Below are 16,459 nucleotides of genomic sequence, written 5' to 3'. Positions count from 1 at the left end.
ATCTCAGTCTTCGCGGACAGGCAAGGTGAACTGAAACGTCGCCCCCGATCCGACGTCGCTGGAAATCCACAAACGCCCGCCATGCGACTCCACGATCGACCGGCTGATCCGAAGACCCATACCGGTACCATGCGGCTTCGTCGTGAAGAATGGGTCGAAAATCTGTTCTGCCAGTTGAGGCTGTACTCCGATTCCGGTGTCCCTGATCGATATGAGTACTTCCTCGCCGGTCCGCTCGGCTGTCACAGCAATCTCTCTTAGGCCATCGATATCCTTCATCGCTTCTATGCCGTTGAGGATCAGATTCATCGCGACCTGCTGCAACTGCACACGATCCCCGACCACGCGAGGGAGAGCGGACTCCAGGTCGACTCCCACCGTTATGTTGTAGCGCTGGATCTCTCCGCGCAACAGGCCAACGGTGTCCCGGATGATCTCGCCGATCTCGAAGACTTCGCGATTCAAAGCCCCCTTTTCGAACTGTTTGCGGATTCTGACGACGATATCAGCCGCCCTGCGTGCGTCTTCCACCATATTGGTCGCAGCCGTGCGCGCCTCTTTCGTATGCGGCCTGTCCCGGGAAAGCCAACGCAAACAGGCACTCGCGTAGGCAACCGCGCCCGAAATTGGTTGACTGACTTCATGGGCCAGCGAAGCGGCCATTTCTCCCATGGTTGTCGCACGATTGATGCGCGCGAGATCGACCATCGCCTGGCGCAGGCTTTCTTCTGCCCGCTTGCGTTCGGTCACGTCACGAACGGCGCCGATAAACTCGAGGTTGCCTATACTGACTGCTTGACCCGACGCATGGATATATTTGATCCGTCCATCGGGCATGAGAAAGCGATGTTCGCTGTCGAAGTCCTTCTTTTCCTTCCTGGAGGCTTCCAGAGCCAGACGGACAGCATCCCGATCTTCAGGATGAACGCGCTGCAGTACGAGTTCGACGGAAGGTTGGATGCGTCGATCGTACTCGATGATGTTGTAGCCCTCTTCGGACCAGTAATGCTCGCCACCCGTCGCATTCCAGCCAAAGCTTCCTGTGTGACTGATCTTCTGTCCTTGCGCCAGAAATGCTTCACTGCGTTGCAAGTCGGAATAAAGTGTCGCGTTTTCCAATGAAATCGCTGCTTGCGAAGCAAGCAGTTGCAATAGTTCGACACGATCAGAAGTGAAAACGCCCGCCGCCAGGCCGTTTTCCAGATAAAGAACGCCGATGAGTTTCGCCTGCTTCACGATCGGCAAACACAATATGGATCGTGAATGTTTCTGGCGCACGTAGTCGTTTTCTGAATAGTAAATGTCGCTAGAAGCATCATCGAGCAAGACACGCTGCTGAGTGCGGATGACATAATCCAGCGCTGATTGCGGCAGGTCCGACGACGTGACGATGGTCTGCCGCACGATCACATCAATTCCCCCGGCCTGACTCGTCGCCTCGGCCTCGATCCGCAGTTCGCCGCCCTGCGCGGCACCGCGAAGCAGAATCAGCAAACCGCGCTCCGCTCCCGCATTTTCGACAGCGAGCCGAACCAGTTTCTCGATCAGGCTCGGTAGAACCATCTCGCTCGACAGTGTTTGCGAAACCTTGATGACCGTGGCCAGATCGAGAAGCGAGGACGGTGCCATGATCATGCCATTGAAGCCCGGCGCCGTCAGATCGTCATCGATATCGGGGTACAGTGTGTCGAGTTGCCTGACCTTGCCGTTCGCTCCCCAGCCGAGATAGCATCGGCGAGCGTCGCGCAAATATGTGCGTGCAATCTTGTCAAATCCCCGTGCCGCATAGAAGCGCCCGGCCACTTCGTTCGCTGTTGCCTCGTTCTGCACGAACCCGTTCGCACTTGCCGAACGAATGGCTTTCTCATAAGCGTGTTCGGCGTCGAGCAAACGCCCCTCGATGCGGGCAATTTCCGCTTCCACCAATACGGCACAGCTTTCGAAATTCTCGGGACAGTTCGTCGCCCAGATCGCAAGTTGACGGTGATGTCGGACTAGTGCCTGAGCATGCTCTCGTCGCTGGTCTTCGGTCGCGTCATCGATGGCACAGGCTCGCGCTAACGCGCTGTAAAAGTGATACTCCGCCACTTCAAAGTACGAGTGCGACTTCTCGAAGAGCCGCGCCGCGTTTTCCGACGCATGGATCGCACCCGCATAGTCGCCAGCAAAGAAGCGCGCTTGTAACTTGCGAATCCAATACCAGCACTCGGGTCTCGCTAACGTCGCGTTGCCAGACAGATGATGCTCGAATCGAAGTTCATCGAAGCGACCGTCGTTGAAGGTGCCGAACCTGCTGGTGAGGCCGCGAAGCGTCCGGATAAACATGATCTGCGTCGTGATCATGCTGATGACACGACCAAATTTCAGCTTTTCCGCGAATGCAAGACCCGTTTCCGCTTCCCGCTGAATCTCGGACAGCGCGTCTCCTGCCGCAAGCATGTTGGTGTACAGGTTGTTGCAGCTATAGGCCGCAAACGTCAGGTCGCCCGATTGGATCGCAGCGTCGAACGCGCGACGCACCAACTCCCGTCCCGCCTTGACATGGCATCGCCAAGGCATGATGAGACTTCCGAATCGCATGTAGACCCGCGCGCGAAACCGATGCAATTCATGCTTTTCGACCAGTTCGTAAGCGAGTTTTCCGAGTTGGTATCCCGCTTCGTAGTTGCCGAACTGAGGGCCGGCAAGATGCCCCAACGTGACGTATGCAAATGACGATGCGTCACTGTTGCCATAGTCGAGACTGAGTTCAACCATCCGGCAAAGGATGAGAGCGTGTAGGTTCTCATCGGTGAACTGCGCAGTCATGACAGCTTCGGTGAAGACATCCAGAACATCGAGCAATTCGCCATTGTTGACCAAAGGCAAGTCGACAAGCTCGTCAATTTTCCTCTCACTCACCCGCCTCCAGATCTGATTGAACTCTTTGGACACGTCGGCGCCGGATGGATGGGGTGACCAGTGCTCGCCACGATGTCGTTGATATTCAATGAATACGTCGATGCCGCTGTCGCTGCGATCCAGCAAGTTGTAGAGCGTCAGGCGCAGACGCGTGACCAGCGCCGTGTTGTGGGCACGCCTGGCCCGTTGTGCAAGCCTCGAAAGCCGCGTTTCCGCGGTAGCCAGATTCGCCGTCTGGACGTCGCATTCCGCAAGAAGACTTTCAATTGAAAAGACCAATTCATCGTTGCGCTTCCACGTGTCATCCGTCAACAGTTCGCGCCCGGCGTTGAGATATCCGATCGCCGATGCATACGCTGTCGACGCCTTCGCACGGCGCCCCGCAACAAGATTCAATTGAGCAATGCGCTCGCGCTCTTCAATCGACGCCACCAGATGCGCGCCACGATTGAGCTGGTTGACGATCTCGAAGATATGCTCATCCAGTGCTTCTGGCGATGCGCGCGACGCCATCAACATGCCGATGCGCAAATGCGCCTCCGCCCGCAGCACGTGAGGAATCAGCGAGTAAGCCGCTTCCTGCACACGGTCGTGAACAAAGCGGTAAGCGTCTTCAATCTGAAAAATGAGTCCCATCCGAACTGCCTGCCAAAGCTGGCCGTGCAGTTCATCAATGGAATCGTTGTAGACCGCCTGAAGCGTCTCGAAGTCAGCGCTAATTCCAAGGCAGGCAAGCTGCTGAAGCGCCTTTTTCGTTTCAGTCGGCAAACGGTTCAGCTTCGCCACCATCAGGTCCACGACGTTGTCGGTATAACCCTTGGCGTGGATGCGATTCAGATCCCAATCCCATCGCCCTCGGCTGTGATCGAAGACGAGCAGTTGTTCCTCGAACATCGCATAAATGAACTGGATGACGAAGAACGGGTTGCCGCGCGTCTTTGCCTCCACGAGTTCCGCTAACGGGCCGACATGCGCCCGCTCGCCATGCAGCGAATCCGCCAGTAACGCTTCCAGATCGTCATGCGCCAACGGCACGAGCACGATGTCGCGCACGATCACACCAGACCGGCGGATCGCCTCCAGCTTGCGCTTTAAGGGATGTTCCGGAGGCACCTCGTTATCGCGGTAAGCGCCGATAACAAGCAGATGCTCCACATCGGGTTGTATGAGAAGATCTTCGATTACGTCCAGGGTTGCCGCGTCGAGCCACTGCAGATCGTCGAGAAAAAGCGCCACCGGATGGTCCCGTGTGAAGACGCTGACGAATCGCCGAAACACCAGTTGAAGACGGCTTTGTGCGTCCCTCGATGCAAGCGCTGGAACAGGCTGTTGCTCTCCAATGATGAGTTTCAGCTCGGGGACAAGATCCACCATCAGCTGTCCATTGGGTCCGAGCGCTTCGCGAAATGCCGTACTCCACCGGTTGAGTTCGTCCTCTTCTTTCGACAAGAGTGGACGGATCAGGCCCTGAAACGCCTCTGCTAGCGTCGCATAGGGGATGTCGCGCTTGTATTGATCGAACTTTCCCGATGCGAAAAAGCCGCGAGGCAGCACGAGCGGCTTGTGAAGCTCATTGATGACGGAAGACTTGCCGACTCCCGAATAGCCGGACACCAGGACGAGTTCCGGCCTGCCTCCAGCAGAGATCCGTTCGAAGGATGCGAGCAGTGCATCGATTTCTGATTCCCGCCCGTACAATTTCTCGGGGATCAGAAGCCGGTCCGGCATGTCACGTTCCCCAGGCGGGAATGCATCGATGCGTCCATGCGCCTCCCACTCCTCAAGACATCGTCTGAAGTCACGCTCGACGCCTACGGCTGTCTGATAGCGCTCTTCGGCCGTCTTGGCCAGCAGTCGCATGATGATGGCCGAGACTGCCGAAGGAATGACTGATCCCCGTCCTTCGGGCATGCGCGGGTGCCTTGCGATGTGACAATGCACCCACTCCATCGGATCGGAAGCAGTGAATGGCAGAACGCCGGTGAATAGCTCGTACAGCGTGACGCCGAGAGAGTACAGATCGCTGCGAGAATCAATGGAGCGATTCATCCGCCCCGTCTGTTCTGGCGACATGTAAGCAAGCGTGCCAGCAACGATCTCAGGTGGCACAGGCGGCAGACGCTCTCGCGGCAACCGTGATGCGATCCCAAACCCCATCAGCCACACGCGTCCGGAACTATCGACGAGCGCATTGGCTGGCTTGACGTCGCGGTGTATGAGTCCGTGCCGGTGAACCTGGCCCAATGCCGTCGCCAACCCGATGGCGATGCGCAGGCGGCCCGTCAGATCGGGCGCATCGCTCGCTTGCTGCGCAATGATCCGATCCAGAGGCTCGCCGCCGGGATTATCGAGAATGAGTGCCGCGCGCCCTCGATGACTGGTCAGCGCGAGCGGTTGCGCAGCCCATGCCCGATCGAGTTCGGGCGCGAGCGACCATTCGTGTTCGAGTCGCCGCAGGATGTGTGACGGTGGCTGAGCGACGGCGGCAGCGAGCGCCAGGACCGGCGTCGAAGTGCGGGATTCCCTGCCACGGTAGAGCGTGAGACCTGCCTCTTCGCGAAGCGGCTCAAGCGTGTACCCAGAATCCTCTGCCATGGAGAACACCCGTCGTCAGTCAGGAAGAGAAAGCGTTCCTGTCAAGGTGAGAGGAACGGGTTCTGGGATTACGTAGCATCCCGCAAATTCTTCGGCACAAAAAGCACGAGGCAGGCGGCGATAAACAGCGCAATCGAAATCCCACACAAACCGGACCGTGAATTGTTTGTGGCCATGCTCGCCGCACCGAAGGCACACTGGCTCGCATAGGTGGCGAGAGACGCGACAGCATTGAGCGCGCCAATCCCGACTACCGCCGCCCGGCTCTTAAGGTAAGTCGTCGTGTAAGCCCAAAACACGCTGACACACGACATGATTCCCGTGTAAGCCAGCGACAACCCGCCTATTGCGACGTAAAAACTGATCCCGTCACGGGAAGCCACGAGTAACGCGAAGCCACTCACGCAGGCAGCAATCGCGTAGTGCCAACGGCGTTCCCGAAACCAGTCGGATGAATATCCCCATATGATCATTCCGACACTCGCGCACAGATAGGGAATCGCGGTGACCAAACCATTCCGGCTAAACGTGCGGACGCCAAGGTCGTGAACGATCTGGGGAAGCCAATACGCGAAGCCGGCGACAGCAATACCTCCGATGATTTCAATGAAAGCGAGGATCAGAAACGTCTTCGATGTCAACGCTTGCCGTATGTCGGACCTACGCTCACCTACTGTTTGCCCGGCAGTATCCGATGCCAGAGACATCGCTACCCACTTCTTCTCGGCTGCGGTGAGCCATCGCGCGGATTGCGGCGTGTTCTCGATCAGAAAGTAGACCAGTATGCCGACAATGATCGAAGGAATACCTTCTATCAGGAACATCCATTGCCAACCTGCAAGGCCATTTACATTGTGCATGGTCTCGAGCAGATAGCCCGATAACGGCGCGCATAAGACGCCAGCGACGGGAACGGCGGCAAGGAATACAGCGATCATTCTTGCGCGAAGCGCCTCGGGAAACCAGTATGTCAAATACAGGTAGACGCCTGGCGCAAGTCCGCCTTCAGCGACACCCAGCAGAAATCTGAGCAGATAAAACTGCGCCGGCGAGGAAATGCACATCATCAGCGACGAGACGACTCCCCACGTAATCATGATGCGCGAAATCGTCGCCCGAGCCCCGATGCGGGCAAGCGCCAGATTGCTGGGAATGCCCGACACGAGATACCCAATAAAGAATATCCCCGCGCCCATCCCGTACATCGCGTCGGTTAGTCCCAGTTCGTGCGCAAACTGGAGCTTCGCGTACCCAATGTTGACGCGATCCATGTAGGACAGCACGAAGATCAGAAACAGCACCGGCATGGTTCGCCAGACTATTTTTCTAAAGACCTTATCCGGCTCACTCGAACGGGTCGACGTGGGTTCTCCGGAAGGCACGGGCCGCCCCTCGACATGCAACACAAGCCACCTCCTCCGCGGCATGACCTGAAAACTGGCATTGTGTAATGCGGTTGCAACACGCCGGGATAGTATTGCAGATGCACAACTCTAGCGCCGTTCCAGACAGAACACATCGGAAGGCTCATGACGTCTGCATTTTTTCGGCCACGGGGAGCACTGTGAAGAAATCATGGCTCACCGGCGCTTCGATGATGGCGATAGCGAGCGGCGCGCTCGCTCAAAGCGCCGTCACGCTGTACGGGTCGATCGATACAAGCTTGCTGCTCAACACGAACAATAACGGAGGCCGCTCCATCAGCCTCAGCGATAACGGCATACAAGGGAACCGGGTTGGGCTGTTCGGAACCGAAAACCTGGGCAACGGACTCAGCGCGGTATTCAGACTGGAGAACGGATTCAATGCGTCGAATGGCGTGATGGGCCAAGGCGCTCGTCTGTTTGGCGGTCAGGCTTACGTTGGGCTTGCCGGCAACTTCGGCTCGTTGCTTGCCGGGCGGCAATTGAATACAGACGTCGCACTGATCGCACCGGACTTCGCGGCGGCGTCGCAATGGGCCGGCATTCTTGGCTCTCACCCAGGCGACGTCGACAACTTTTACGACACATTCCGGGTGCCTGGCGCGTTGAAGTACATCGCGCCGAAAGTCCGGGGCGTCAGCGTTCAGTTACTGTATGCGCCAGGAGGCGTTGCAGGGCACATCACACAGGGGCAGGTTGCGTCCATTGCAGCCACGTATGAAGTCGGGGCAGTTGTCGTAGGTGCAAGCTACAACAACGCCCAATTGCCCAATCAGGGACTGGCGGCCGGAACTGCAAACGTCAACACACCAGTTACACCGGCAGGTGTCTACTTTTTGTCGCCCGTCGATAGCGGATTCGTGTCCGCCCATACCTATCAGGTTTTTTCGGGCGGAGCTTCCTGCAATATCGGCTCGGCCATATTGGGCGTGCTCTACACGAATACGCAGTTTCGCGGCCTCGGCGATCTCAATGCCGGACCCAATCCGCACCAATATACCGGGGACGCGACATTCCAGAACATCGAGTTCAATGTCAGGTACTCGATTTCACCGTCGTTGATCGTTGGATCTGCCTATAACATCACCACCCGAAATAGCGTTTCCACCGCTGATAATCCGGGTGGACTCGGTTCTGCGCGCTACATTCAGGCGACGATCGGCATCCAGTATTTTCTTCAGAAGACGAGCTTCGTCTACGCCGAAGCGATGACACAGAGAGCGTCTGGAGTCGACTCGACCGGACAAAGCGCGGTCGCGGCCAATAACTTTATTGGCCGGTCGTCCAACTCAAGGCAGAGTGCCGTGCGCATCGGACTCAATGTTCATTTCTAAACAGGACCCGAACGAGACACTATCATTCGCCCTTGCTCAATAGCTCGGCGACCAGTGCAAGCAGCCGTTCGTCGTCCACCGGCTTCGGAAAGAACCCGGCGGCGCCATCGGCGCTCGCACGCGCAAGCACGGCTTCCGTCGCATAAGCCGTAATGCAGATCACCGGTATGGAACGCTCCCAGAGCTTGATGGCATTGAGCAAAGCAAAGCCGTCGATGCCAGGCATCTGGATATCCGTAATCACCAACTGAAGCTTTGACCGACGGGTATCGCCCAGAAGCTGATCGGCCGAGGCGTAGGCAGCCGAACTCCACCCTTCAGCGCGAAGCATGCTTGACAGACCCATCCTTACGGATTCGTCGTCGTCGACCACGCCGATGACTGCGGAAGAGCGTTTTGCTTTCATCTCTGGTCCGGACACCGTTGGATGGATTCTGGGAGCTGAACCTATGGCAAGTTACAGTCCAGCAGACGACACGGCAATAAGACCTTCGAATGATGCAGATACAGTGACACTATCCTACGGGGAGTTTCTGGCAGCCGACAGTTGCGCACAACGTCAATGCGCAGACGAATACCTATTCCGATTCTTGCTGCGACGGTAATACCCGTTGAAGCATCTTGACCAGATCGGCTACGGAGCGAACCTGCAGCTTGTGCATGGCCCGTCCGCGATGGATCTTGACTGTCACCTCGCTCAGCCCAAGCTGATCGGCAATCTGTTTGTTCAGAAGCCCTTCAGTCACCAGCACGATGACTTCCCGCTCGCGCGCGGTGAGCGACTCATAAGCATCGCGGATGTCGGCGGCGACCCGTTCCTTCTGAAGCGCTTCACCGTCTCGCCGCAGGGCGGCCGTGACAGTGTCGATAAGAGCCTGATCTTTGAACGGCTTGGTCATAAAATCGAAGGCACCCGCTTTCATTGCCTTCGTCGCCATTTCTATATCGCCGTAGCCTGTCAAAAAGACGATCGGGAAGCGTATCTTTTTCCTGACTGACTCTTCCTGCAGAGCCAGGCCGCTGCCTCCCCGCAGGCGAATATCCAGGATGAGACAACTCGGCACCTCGGGCTTTTTCGCAGCCAGAAATTCGTCTGCAGTTTCAAACGCCCGGACCTGGAGTCCCACCGAAGCAAGCAGCGTAGTGAGCGACCCCCGAATTGACGGATCGTCATCGACCACATAAACGAGCGAGCCAGGTGCCGCTTCTTGCCCGACTCGAATGGCATCGTGTTTCATTATCGAAGACCGGAATGTGCGCTGACAGGGACGGCTGGATAGCTTCTCCTATGGTAAGCAATCCGGACTCTCGATGCCACGTAGGGTCAACAATGCCGCATATCGTGCTTGGATCGGCGTGTGTATAAGCGCACGCTTGTTCATCAGTTTTTCACCCGCCGGCAAGCATCGAGCCGTCTGAGCAATCGCGGGCGATAACGCAGATTCAACAGCGGGAACATGGGAAAGAAGCGCTTCGTGACCGTGCTGTCCAACGGCTGCTGACCACGGTCCAGAAGTGCTAGCATGGTCCTTGCGATGCCCTCAGGCGGAGCCCGTTTGTCACACGGATGCGCCTAAGGCGGCAGTCGGAAATTCCAGAATACAGGTATGACTCGAGTGCGTGAATCGCAACTCCCGCAGCGCTTATATCTCGACAATTTCAATTGCTGCCCAACAAAGGGCAACACCGCCACGCAGAACCCGCGAGACGACAACCGTCAAGGTTCACTGCAATGGACAACAGACTCCAGATGTCGTGGGACGATGGCGAGCGCGTCTTCTGGCGCGGACGGAGACCGAGCCACATCGACGGTCCCGATGTCCTGCTCGCCCGCCCGGCCGCCGAACATCCGCGGCCAGCCAGCCTTGATCGGCTCGCACATGAGTTCGGCCTGAAAGACGAACTGGACGGAAGGTGGGCAGTGCGGCCACTCGAACTTGTACGTGAAAACGGCCAGACCATGCTGGTGCTCGAAGACCCCGGTGGCGAGCCCCTCGCGCGACTGCTCGGCGCGCCCATGGAAATCGAGCACTTTTTTCACCACGCTGTCGGGATAGCATCGGTACTGGGGCAACTGCACCAGCGTGGACTCGTCCATAAGGATCTCAAGCCGGCACATATTCTTGTGAATTGCACGGGCGGCCATGCCCGCCTCACTGGGTTCGGCCTCGCGTCGCGCCTGCCTCGCGAGCGACAGGCGCCCGAGCCCCCCGAGACCATTGCCGGCACGCTTGCGTACATGGCGCCCGAGCAGACAGGACGAATGAATCGCTCTATCGACTCGCGAAGCGACCTCTATGCATTCGGCGTGACGCTATATCAGATGCTGACGGGCGCGCTGCCGTTTACTGCCGCCGAGCCGATGGAATGGGTGCATTGCCACATCGCCAGAATGCCTGTACCGCCCAGCGAGCGAGTACGGCACGTGCCCGCCGCGGTCTCGCGCATCGTCATGAAGCTGCTCGCCAAGACGGCCGAAGAACGCTATCAGACAGCGTCGGGTGTGGAGCACGATCTGCGCCATTGCCTTGCGCACTGGCAGCGTCAGCGATTCATCGAAGCGTTTCCGCTCGGCGAACGCGACGCTTCCGACAGGCTGCTGATTCCCGAAAAGCTGTATGGGCGAGATCGCGAGGTCGATACGCTGGTCGCCGCATTCGACCGGATCGTCAAGAGTGGCACGCCAGAGCTGCTATTGGTCTCGGGGTATTCCGGAATCGGCAAATCGTCGGTCGTCAATGAACTGCACAAGCTGCTGGTGCCGCCGAGAGGTATCTTCGCGTCGGGCAAGTTCGACCAGTACAAGCGCGACATTCCCTACGCCACACTGATACAGGCGTTCCAGAGCCTGGTTCGGCCGCTGCTTGGCAAGCCCGATGCAGAACTGGCCCGTTGGCGCGCGGCGTTACTGGAGGCGCTGGACATCAACGCGGGGCTCATGACCGATCTGATTCCGGAGCTGAAGCTCATCATCGGCGAGCCGCCGCCCGTTCCAGAGCTCGAGCCGCAACAGGCGCAGAGCCGTTTCATGCAGGTTTTCCGGCGTTTTATCGGGGTTTTCGCGCGTGAGGAACATCCGCTCGCCCTCTTCGTAGACGACCTCCAATGGCTCGATACGGCAACGCTCGACCTGCTCGAGGATCTGTTGACCCGTCCCGACCTTCGACATCTGATGCTGATCGGCGCTTACCGCAACAACGAAGTCGATGCCTTGCATCCATTAACGGGCAAGCTCCTCGCCATTCGCAAGGCGGGCGTCGTTGTCAGCGAGATCACGCTCGCGCCGCTGGCCATATCGCACGTCAGACAGTTGACCGAAGAGGCGCTTCATTGCGAGGCCGAGTTGGTTGAACCTTTGGCTCAACTCGTGCATGACAAAACGGCTGGCAACCCGTTCTTTGTGATCCAGTTTCTCCAGACGCTCGTCGAAGGCGATCTGCTGACCTTCGATCACGATGCGGGGCAATGGTGTTGGGATCTTGATCTCATCCACGCCGAAGGCTACACCGACAACGTGGTAGATCTGATGATCGGCAAGCTGAACCGCTTGCCGCCGGGAACGCAGCAGGCCTTGCAGCAACTCGCATGCTTGGGGAACATCGCGGGTATCACGGCGCTATCCACGGTTCTTGGGATTCCCGTTGAACAGGTTCATGCGGAACTGTGGGACGCCTGCCGTCAGGAACTGGTGGAGCGGCTCGAAGGCTCTTACCGGTTTGGCCACGACCGCATTCACGAAGCCGCCTATTCGCTGATACCGAAGGCTTCACGCGCCGAGGCGCATTTGCGGATCGGACGGCTGCTCGCTGCGCAAACGGCGCCGGACAAGCAGGAGGAAGCGATCTTCGAGATCGTCGGGCAACTCAATCGCGGTGCCGCGTTGATGACTTCACGCGACGAGCGGGAACAGCTTGCCAGCTTCAACCTGCTCGCGGGACAGCGCGCCAGGGCGTCGACTGCCTATGCGTCAGCGCTCACCTATCTCGTGACGGGCGCGGAACTGCTCGGCGACGGCAGTTGGAACCGCCAGCACACGCTGAGTTTCGAACTGGAGTTGAACCGGGCCGCGTGCGAATTTCTGACCAGTCAGTCATCCGTCGCGGACGAGCGCCTCACCGCACTATCGACGCGCGCCACGTCGACCGTGGAGCAGGCGAGCGTTGCATGTCTGCACACGGAGGTCTGCACGACGCTCGACAAGAGCAGCCGCGCCATCGCGGTCTGCCTTGATTATCTGCGGCACGTTGGCATCGACTGGTCACCTCATCCAACTGATGAAGAAGTGCGACGCGAATATGAGTTGATCGGATCGCAGTTGGGGCAGAGGACGATTGAAGCGCTGATCGATTTGCCGCTGATGGACGATACGGCGTCGCTCGCGACGGCTGAAGTGCTGACCAAGCTTTTCGCGCCCGCCTTGCAGACAGATGGCAATCTCGTCGCGCTGATGAGTTGCAAAGCCATCAATCTGAGCCTCGAACGTGGCAACTGTGACGCGTCGTGTTTCGCCTATGTCCTGCTTAGCCGTGTGGCGGGTCCGCGCTTTGGCGACTTTCAATTCGGCTTCCGATTCGGCCAGCTTGGCTACGATCTCGTCGAACAGCGCGGGCTCAAGCGCTTCGAGGCAAAGACCTATCTGTGCTTCTCCATTTTTTCCGTTCGCTGGATGAAGCCAGTGCAGGCCTGCCGCGATCTGCTGCGCCGCGCCTTCGCCGCTGCAAACCGGCTCGGCGACATTCCTTATGCCGCCTATGCGTGCAACAGCATGAACTCAGATCTGCTGTTCGCCGGCGAGCCGCTGCCTGAAGCACAGGCCGAAGCAGAACGCGGACTGGCTTACGTCGAGCGGATGCACTTCGGGCTCGTGATCGATTTCATCGCCACACAACTTGCGCTGATCCGGACGCTGCGCGGCCTGACGTCGACATTCGGCTCATTCGATGATGCACGCTTCGACGAGCGTCAGATTGAGCGTCACCTGACGGACAATCCGGCGCTCGCCGTCCCCGCGTGCTGCTACTGGATACGCAAACTGCAGGCACGCTATCTGGCCTGCGATCATGTGGGCGCGCTCGAAGCCGCCGCCAGGGCACAGCCGCTTCTGTGGACTTCATCGTCGTTCTACGAGGAATCCGACTACCATTTCTACACCGCGCTGGCATTGTCGGCACGCTCGAACACTGCCCCGCACGACGAGCGGTCGCAACACCTTGCCGCGATGAAGATCCACCTCCGCCAGCTAAAAATCTGGGCGGAAAACTGCCCGGAGAATTTCGCTGACCGCGCGGCACTGGTCAGCGCGGAAATTGCTCGCATCGAAGGGCGCGACAACGATGCCGAGCAAAGCTACGAACAGGCAATCCGCGCAGCACAGCAAAGTGGCTTCGCCCACAACGAGGCACTCGTCAACGAACTCGCATCCCGCTTCTATTCGGCGCGCGGTCTGGAGAAGATTGCGCGCCTGTACATGCGCGACGCACGTTATGGTTATCAGCGTTGGCGCGCCGATGGCAAGGTAAGGCAGCTCGAGCAGATGTATCCTTATCTTGGGACCAATGATCCCGTGTCTGACTCAACGAGCACGATTGCAACGCCCGTCGAACAGCTCGATCTCGCGACGGTGCTTAAGGTCTCGCAGGCGGCATCCAGCGACATCGTGCTGGAAAAACTGATCGACACAATCATGCGCACCGCCATCGAGCAGGCGGGCGCCGAGCGTGGCCTTCTGATCCTGACCCACGGTGGCGAACTGCGCGTGGCAGCGGAGGTGACGACGGGTGACGACACCCCGCATATGCAACTGCGAGATGTCCCCGTTAGCTCGACGCTACTACCGGAATCGGTCCTGTATCACGCGATGCGCGCGAGAGAGAACGTTATCCTCGATGATGCTGCAGTCGACCCCCGCTTCGAAGCAGATTCATACGTCCGTCAGTTTCGCGCCCGCTCGATTCTCTGCCTGCCTTTGACGAACCAGGCGAAACTCATTGGCTCGCTTTACCTCGAAAACAATCTGACTGCTTGTGTCTTCAGCCCCGCCCGGATTGCCGTGTTGAAGCTGGTGGCATCGCAGGCTGCGATCTCGCTGGAGAACGCACGTCTCTATCGCGAGCTTGCGGAACGCGAAGCAAAGATCCGGCGTCTCGTCGATGCGAACATCATTGGGATAATCGTCTGGAACGCCGATGGAGTCATTCTCGAGGCCAATGACGCATTCCTTCGCATGGTCGGATACGAGCGGGAAGATTTCGTATCAGGCGTCGTGCGATGGCGCGATCTGACGCCGCCGGAGTGGCGGCCGATCAGTATGGAAGCGCTCGAACAGACTGCGCAGACGGGACGAGCCCAGCCATACGAGAAGGAATATTTCAGAAAGGATGGCAGCCGCGTACCCGTCATAGTCGGCCTTGCGACGTTCGAGGCAAGCCGCAAAGAAGGTGTTGCCTTCGTGCTGGATCTGACCGAGCGCAAGCTTGCTGAACAGGAAGCGCGTCAGAGTGAGCGTCGGTATCGCGAAGTGCAATCAGAACTGGCGCATGCGAACCGGGTCGCAACGGTGGGGCAACTCGCGGCTTCCATCGCTCATGAGGTCAATCAACCAGTCTCCGCAGCCGTGATGAACGCACGAGTCGGGCTGCGCTGGTTGCGCGCCGAGCCGCTCGAAGTCGAGGAAATACGACAGGCGTTCGAGCGTATCGTGAGCGATGGCAACCGGGCGGTTAGTGTCGTCGGCAGAATCCGCCAACTCATCAAGAAAGCACCGCCGAGCAAGGAACTGGTCGATGTCAATTCGACGATTCGCGAAGTAATCGAACTGACGCGAGCCGAGGCATCGAGAAGCGGCGCATCGGTGCGGAGTCAGCTCGCGGATGGTTTGCCGTCTATCGAAGGAGACCATGTACAGTTGCAACAGGTACTGCTCAATCTGGTAATCAATGCGCTCGAAGCCATGACCGATGTCAGCGACGGCGAACGGCATGTGCTGATCAGCAGCAAGCGCGTTGATTCTGATGCCGGCGGCATCCTGGTGACGGTGTGTGACACAGGGCCGGGGTTCGCTCCGGGGAGCGTCGAGCAGATATTTAATCCGTTCTATACCACCAAGCCAACTGGGCTGGGCATGGGATTGTCGATCTGTTCATCGATCATCGATGCCGTTGGCGGCCGGATGTGGGCGAGTGCAAACGCACCTCGAGGCGCTATTGTCCAGTTCACCTTGCCGACACACTCAATCGTTTGATCACGATCGATACCAGGCTGCATTGGCGATGAGATCACATGCTGTGGTAACCGTTGCCGCAATCTGGCAACATCTTCTTCACTTTCATCATCGCAACCATCGCACGCCTTGCAACATCCCGATCATGGGCACGCGAATATTCCAACAGAGCTTACTTCTTCCCCATTGCAACGCGCATTACAGGAACCGTCATCGCGAGCTTTTCCGCCAGCAGGTCCGCACATGCCCACTTCGCGTAGGTAATCGTGTATGAACCGATTCGATTGTCTCGTTCTCCCACCCTGGTCAACATCACCGGGATTTCCTCACCACCTTCAAAACTGCAAGACGTCCGCGAGCGTGACGGCGAGCTTCACGCCGTGCTCGCAGTGCATGCAGCGCCTTCATCAACGACTCACCGTCGAATCCGTTTCGATAGTCGAAGTCGACATGCGCAAAGACGACAATTCCCTCCTCGTCGAGAAGATAAGTCGCGGGCACGGGAACAGGAAATTCTCCAGACTTTCGTGTCCTGGCCGGTTCATAGCCGAGACCGAGATAACCGTCGCGTAGTGCCTCGGGTAGATCAAACGTCAAGCCAAATGCTCGTGCGATCCGAAGGTCCGTATCGATGAGTTCAGGAACAGGCAATCGTTCAGAGTTGCGCTTCGACGCATCCGGCGGAGCAAGGGCAACCGCCTTCGCACCGGTAGAAGAAATGCGCTCATGCAGCGCCGAAAACCGCGCGAGACTCTCTTCGCCAAACGAGCACCAGGAGCCTCTCAGGAAGTTGAGCACAACAGGACCGGCGCGCAAAAGCTGATCCAGCACCACTCTGTTGCCGAGCTTGTCGGGCAGTGCAAACGTCGGCGCCCGAGCGCCAGCATGCAACGGGTTGGTGATGGTCGCCAAAGCAGATGTCATCGCGAGTTCAGCCGCAGCATACGTATGTCCATCCGAAATCACCAGGCCTTTCCTCATGATCG

7 protein-coding genes are annotated in these 16,459 nt (G+C 58.2%); 2 read left to right on the top strand and 5 right to left on the bottom strand.

Features of this window, described 5'->3' with window-relative positions; all coding sequences use genetic code 11:
* Window positions 1-3 precede the first annotated feature (3 nt).
* On the bottom strand, window positions 4-5,496 hold the full coding sequence (locus PPGU16_RS29390; RefSeq protein ID WP_180726274.1) for a trifunctional serine/threonine-protein kinase/ATP-binding protein/sensor histidine kinase: 5,493 nt from the start codon (window positions 5,494-5,496) through the stop codon (window positions 4-6).
* 68 nt (window positions 5,497-5,564) lie between these two features.
* Window positions 5,565-6,902, bottom strand: coding sequence for an MFS transporter (locus PPGU16_RS29385; RefSeq protein ID WP_243460716.1), 1,338 nt, complete (start codon window positions 6,900-6,902; stop codon window positions 5,565-5,567).
* 158 nt (window positions 6,903-7,060) lie between these two features.
* Here PPGU16_RS29385 and PPGU16_RS29380 point away from each other — a divergent pair, with 158 nt between their 5' ends.
* Window positions 7,061-8,254: a porin gene (locus PPGU16_RS29380; protein ID WP_180726272.1), complete on the top strand. Its 1,194-nt coding sequence runs from the start codon at window positions 7,061-7,063 to the stop codon at window positions 8,252-8,254.
* 22 nt (window positions 8,255-8,276) lie between these two features.
* Here PPGU16_RS29380 and PPGU16_RS29375 read toward each other — a convergent pair whose 3' ends face one another.
* Both PPGU16_RS29375 and PPGU16_RS29370 read right to left on the bottom strand, forming a co-directional pair.
* A complete protein-coding gene (locus tag PPGU16_RS29375) occupies window positions 8,277-8,660 on the bottom strand; it encodes a response regulator (RefSeq protein ID WP_180726271.1) in 384 nt (127 codons plus the stop codon).
* 172 nt (window positions 8,661-8,832) lie between these two features.
* Complete coding sequence (locus tag PPGU16_RS29370; RefSeq protein ID WP_180726270.1) at window positions 8,833-9,492, bottom strand: response regulator transcription factor; 660 nt, start codon at window positions 9,490-9,492, stop codon at window positions 8,833-8,835.
* Between the two features lie 494 nt (window positions 9,493-9,986).
* Here PPGU16_RS29370 and PPGU16_RS29365 point away from each other — a divergent pair, with 494 nt between their 5' ends.
* A complete protein-coding gene (locus PPGU16_RS29365; RefSeq protein WP_180726269.1) occupies window positions 9,987-15,494 on the top strand; it encodes a trifunctional serine/threonine-protein kinase/ATP-binding protein/sensor histidine kinase in 5,508 nt (1,835 codons plus the stop codon).
* Between the two features lie 291 nt (window positions 15,495-15,785).
* Here the strand turns inward: PPGU16_RS29365 and PPGU16_RS29360 are convergent, their stop codons facing one another.
* Entirely contained in the window at window positions 15,786-16,454 is a 669-nt protein-coding gene (locus PPGU16_RS29360; protein WP_180726268.1) for a peroxiredoxin-like family protein, read from the bottom strand.
* Window positions 16,455-16,459: the final 5 nt, after the last annotated feature.

Origin of the sequence: Paraburkholderia largidicola, assembly GCF_013426895.1 — a bacterium.
GTDB lineage: Bacteria > Pseudomonadota > Gammaproteobacteria > Burkholderiales > Burkholderiaceae > Paraburkholderia > Paraburkholderia largidicola.
The sequence above is the reverse complement of the archived record's forward strand: the minus strand, read 5'-3'. Positions and strand labels throughout refer to the sequence as shown.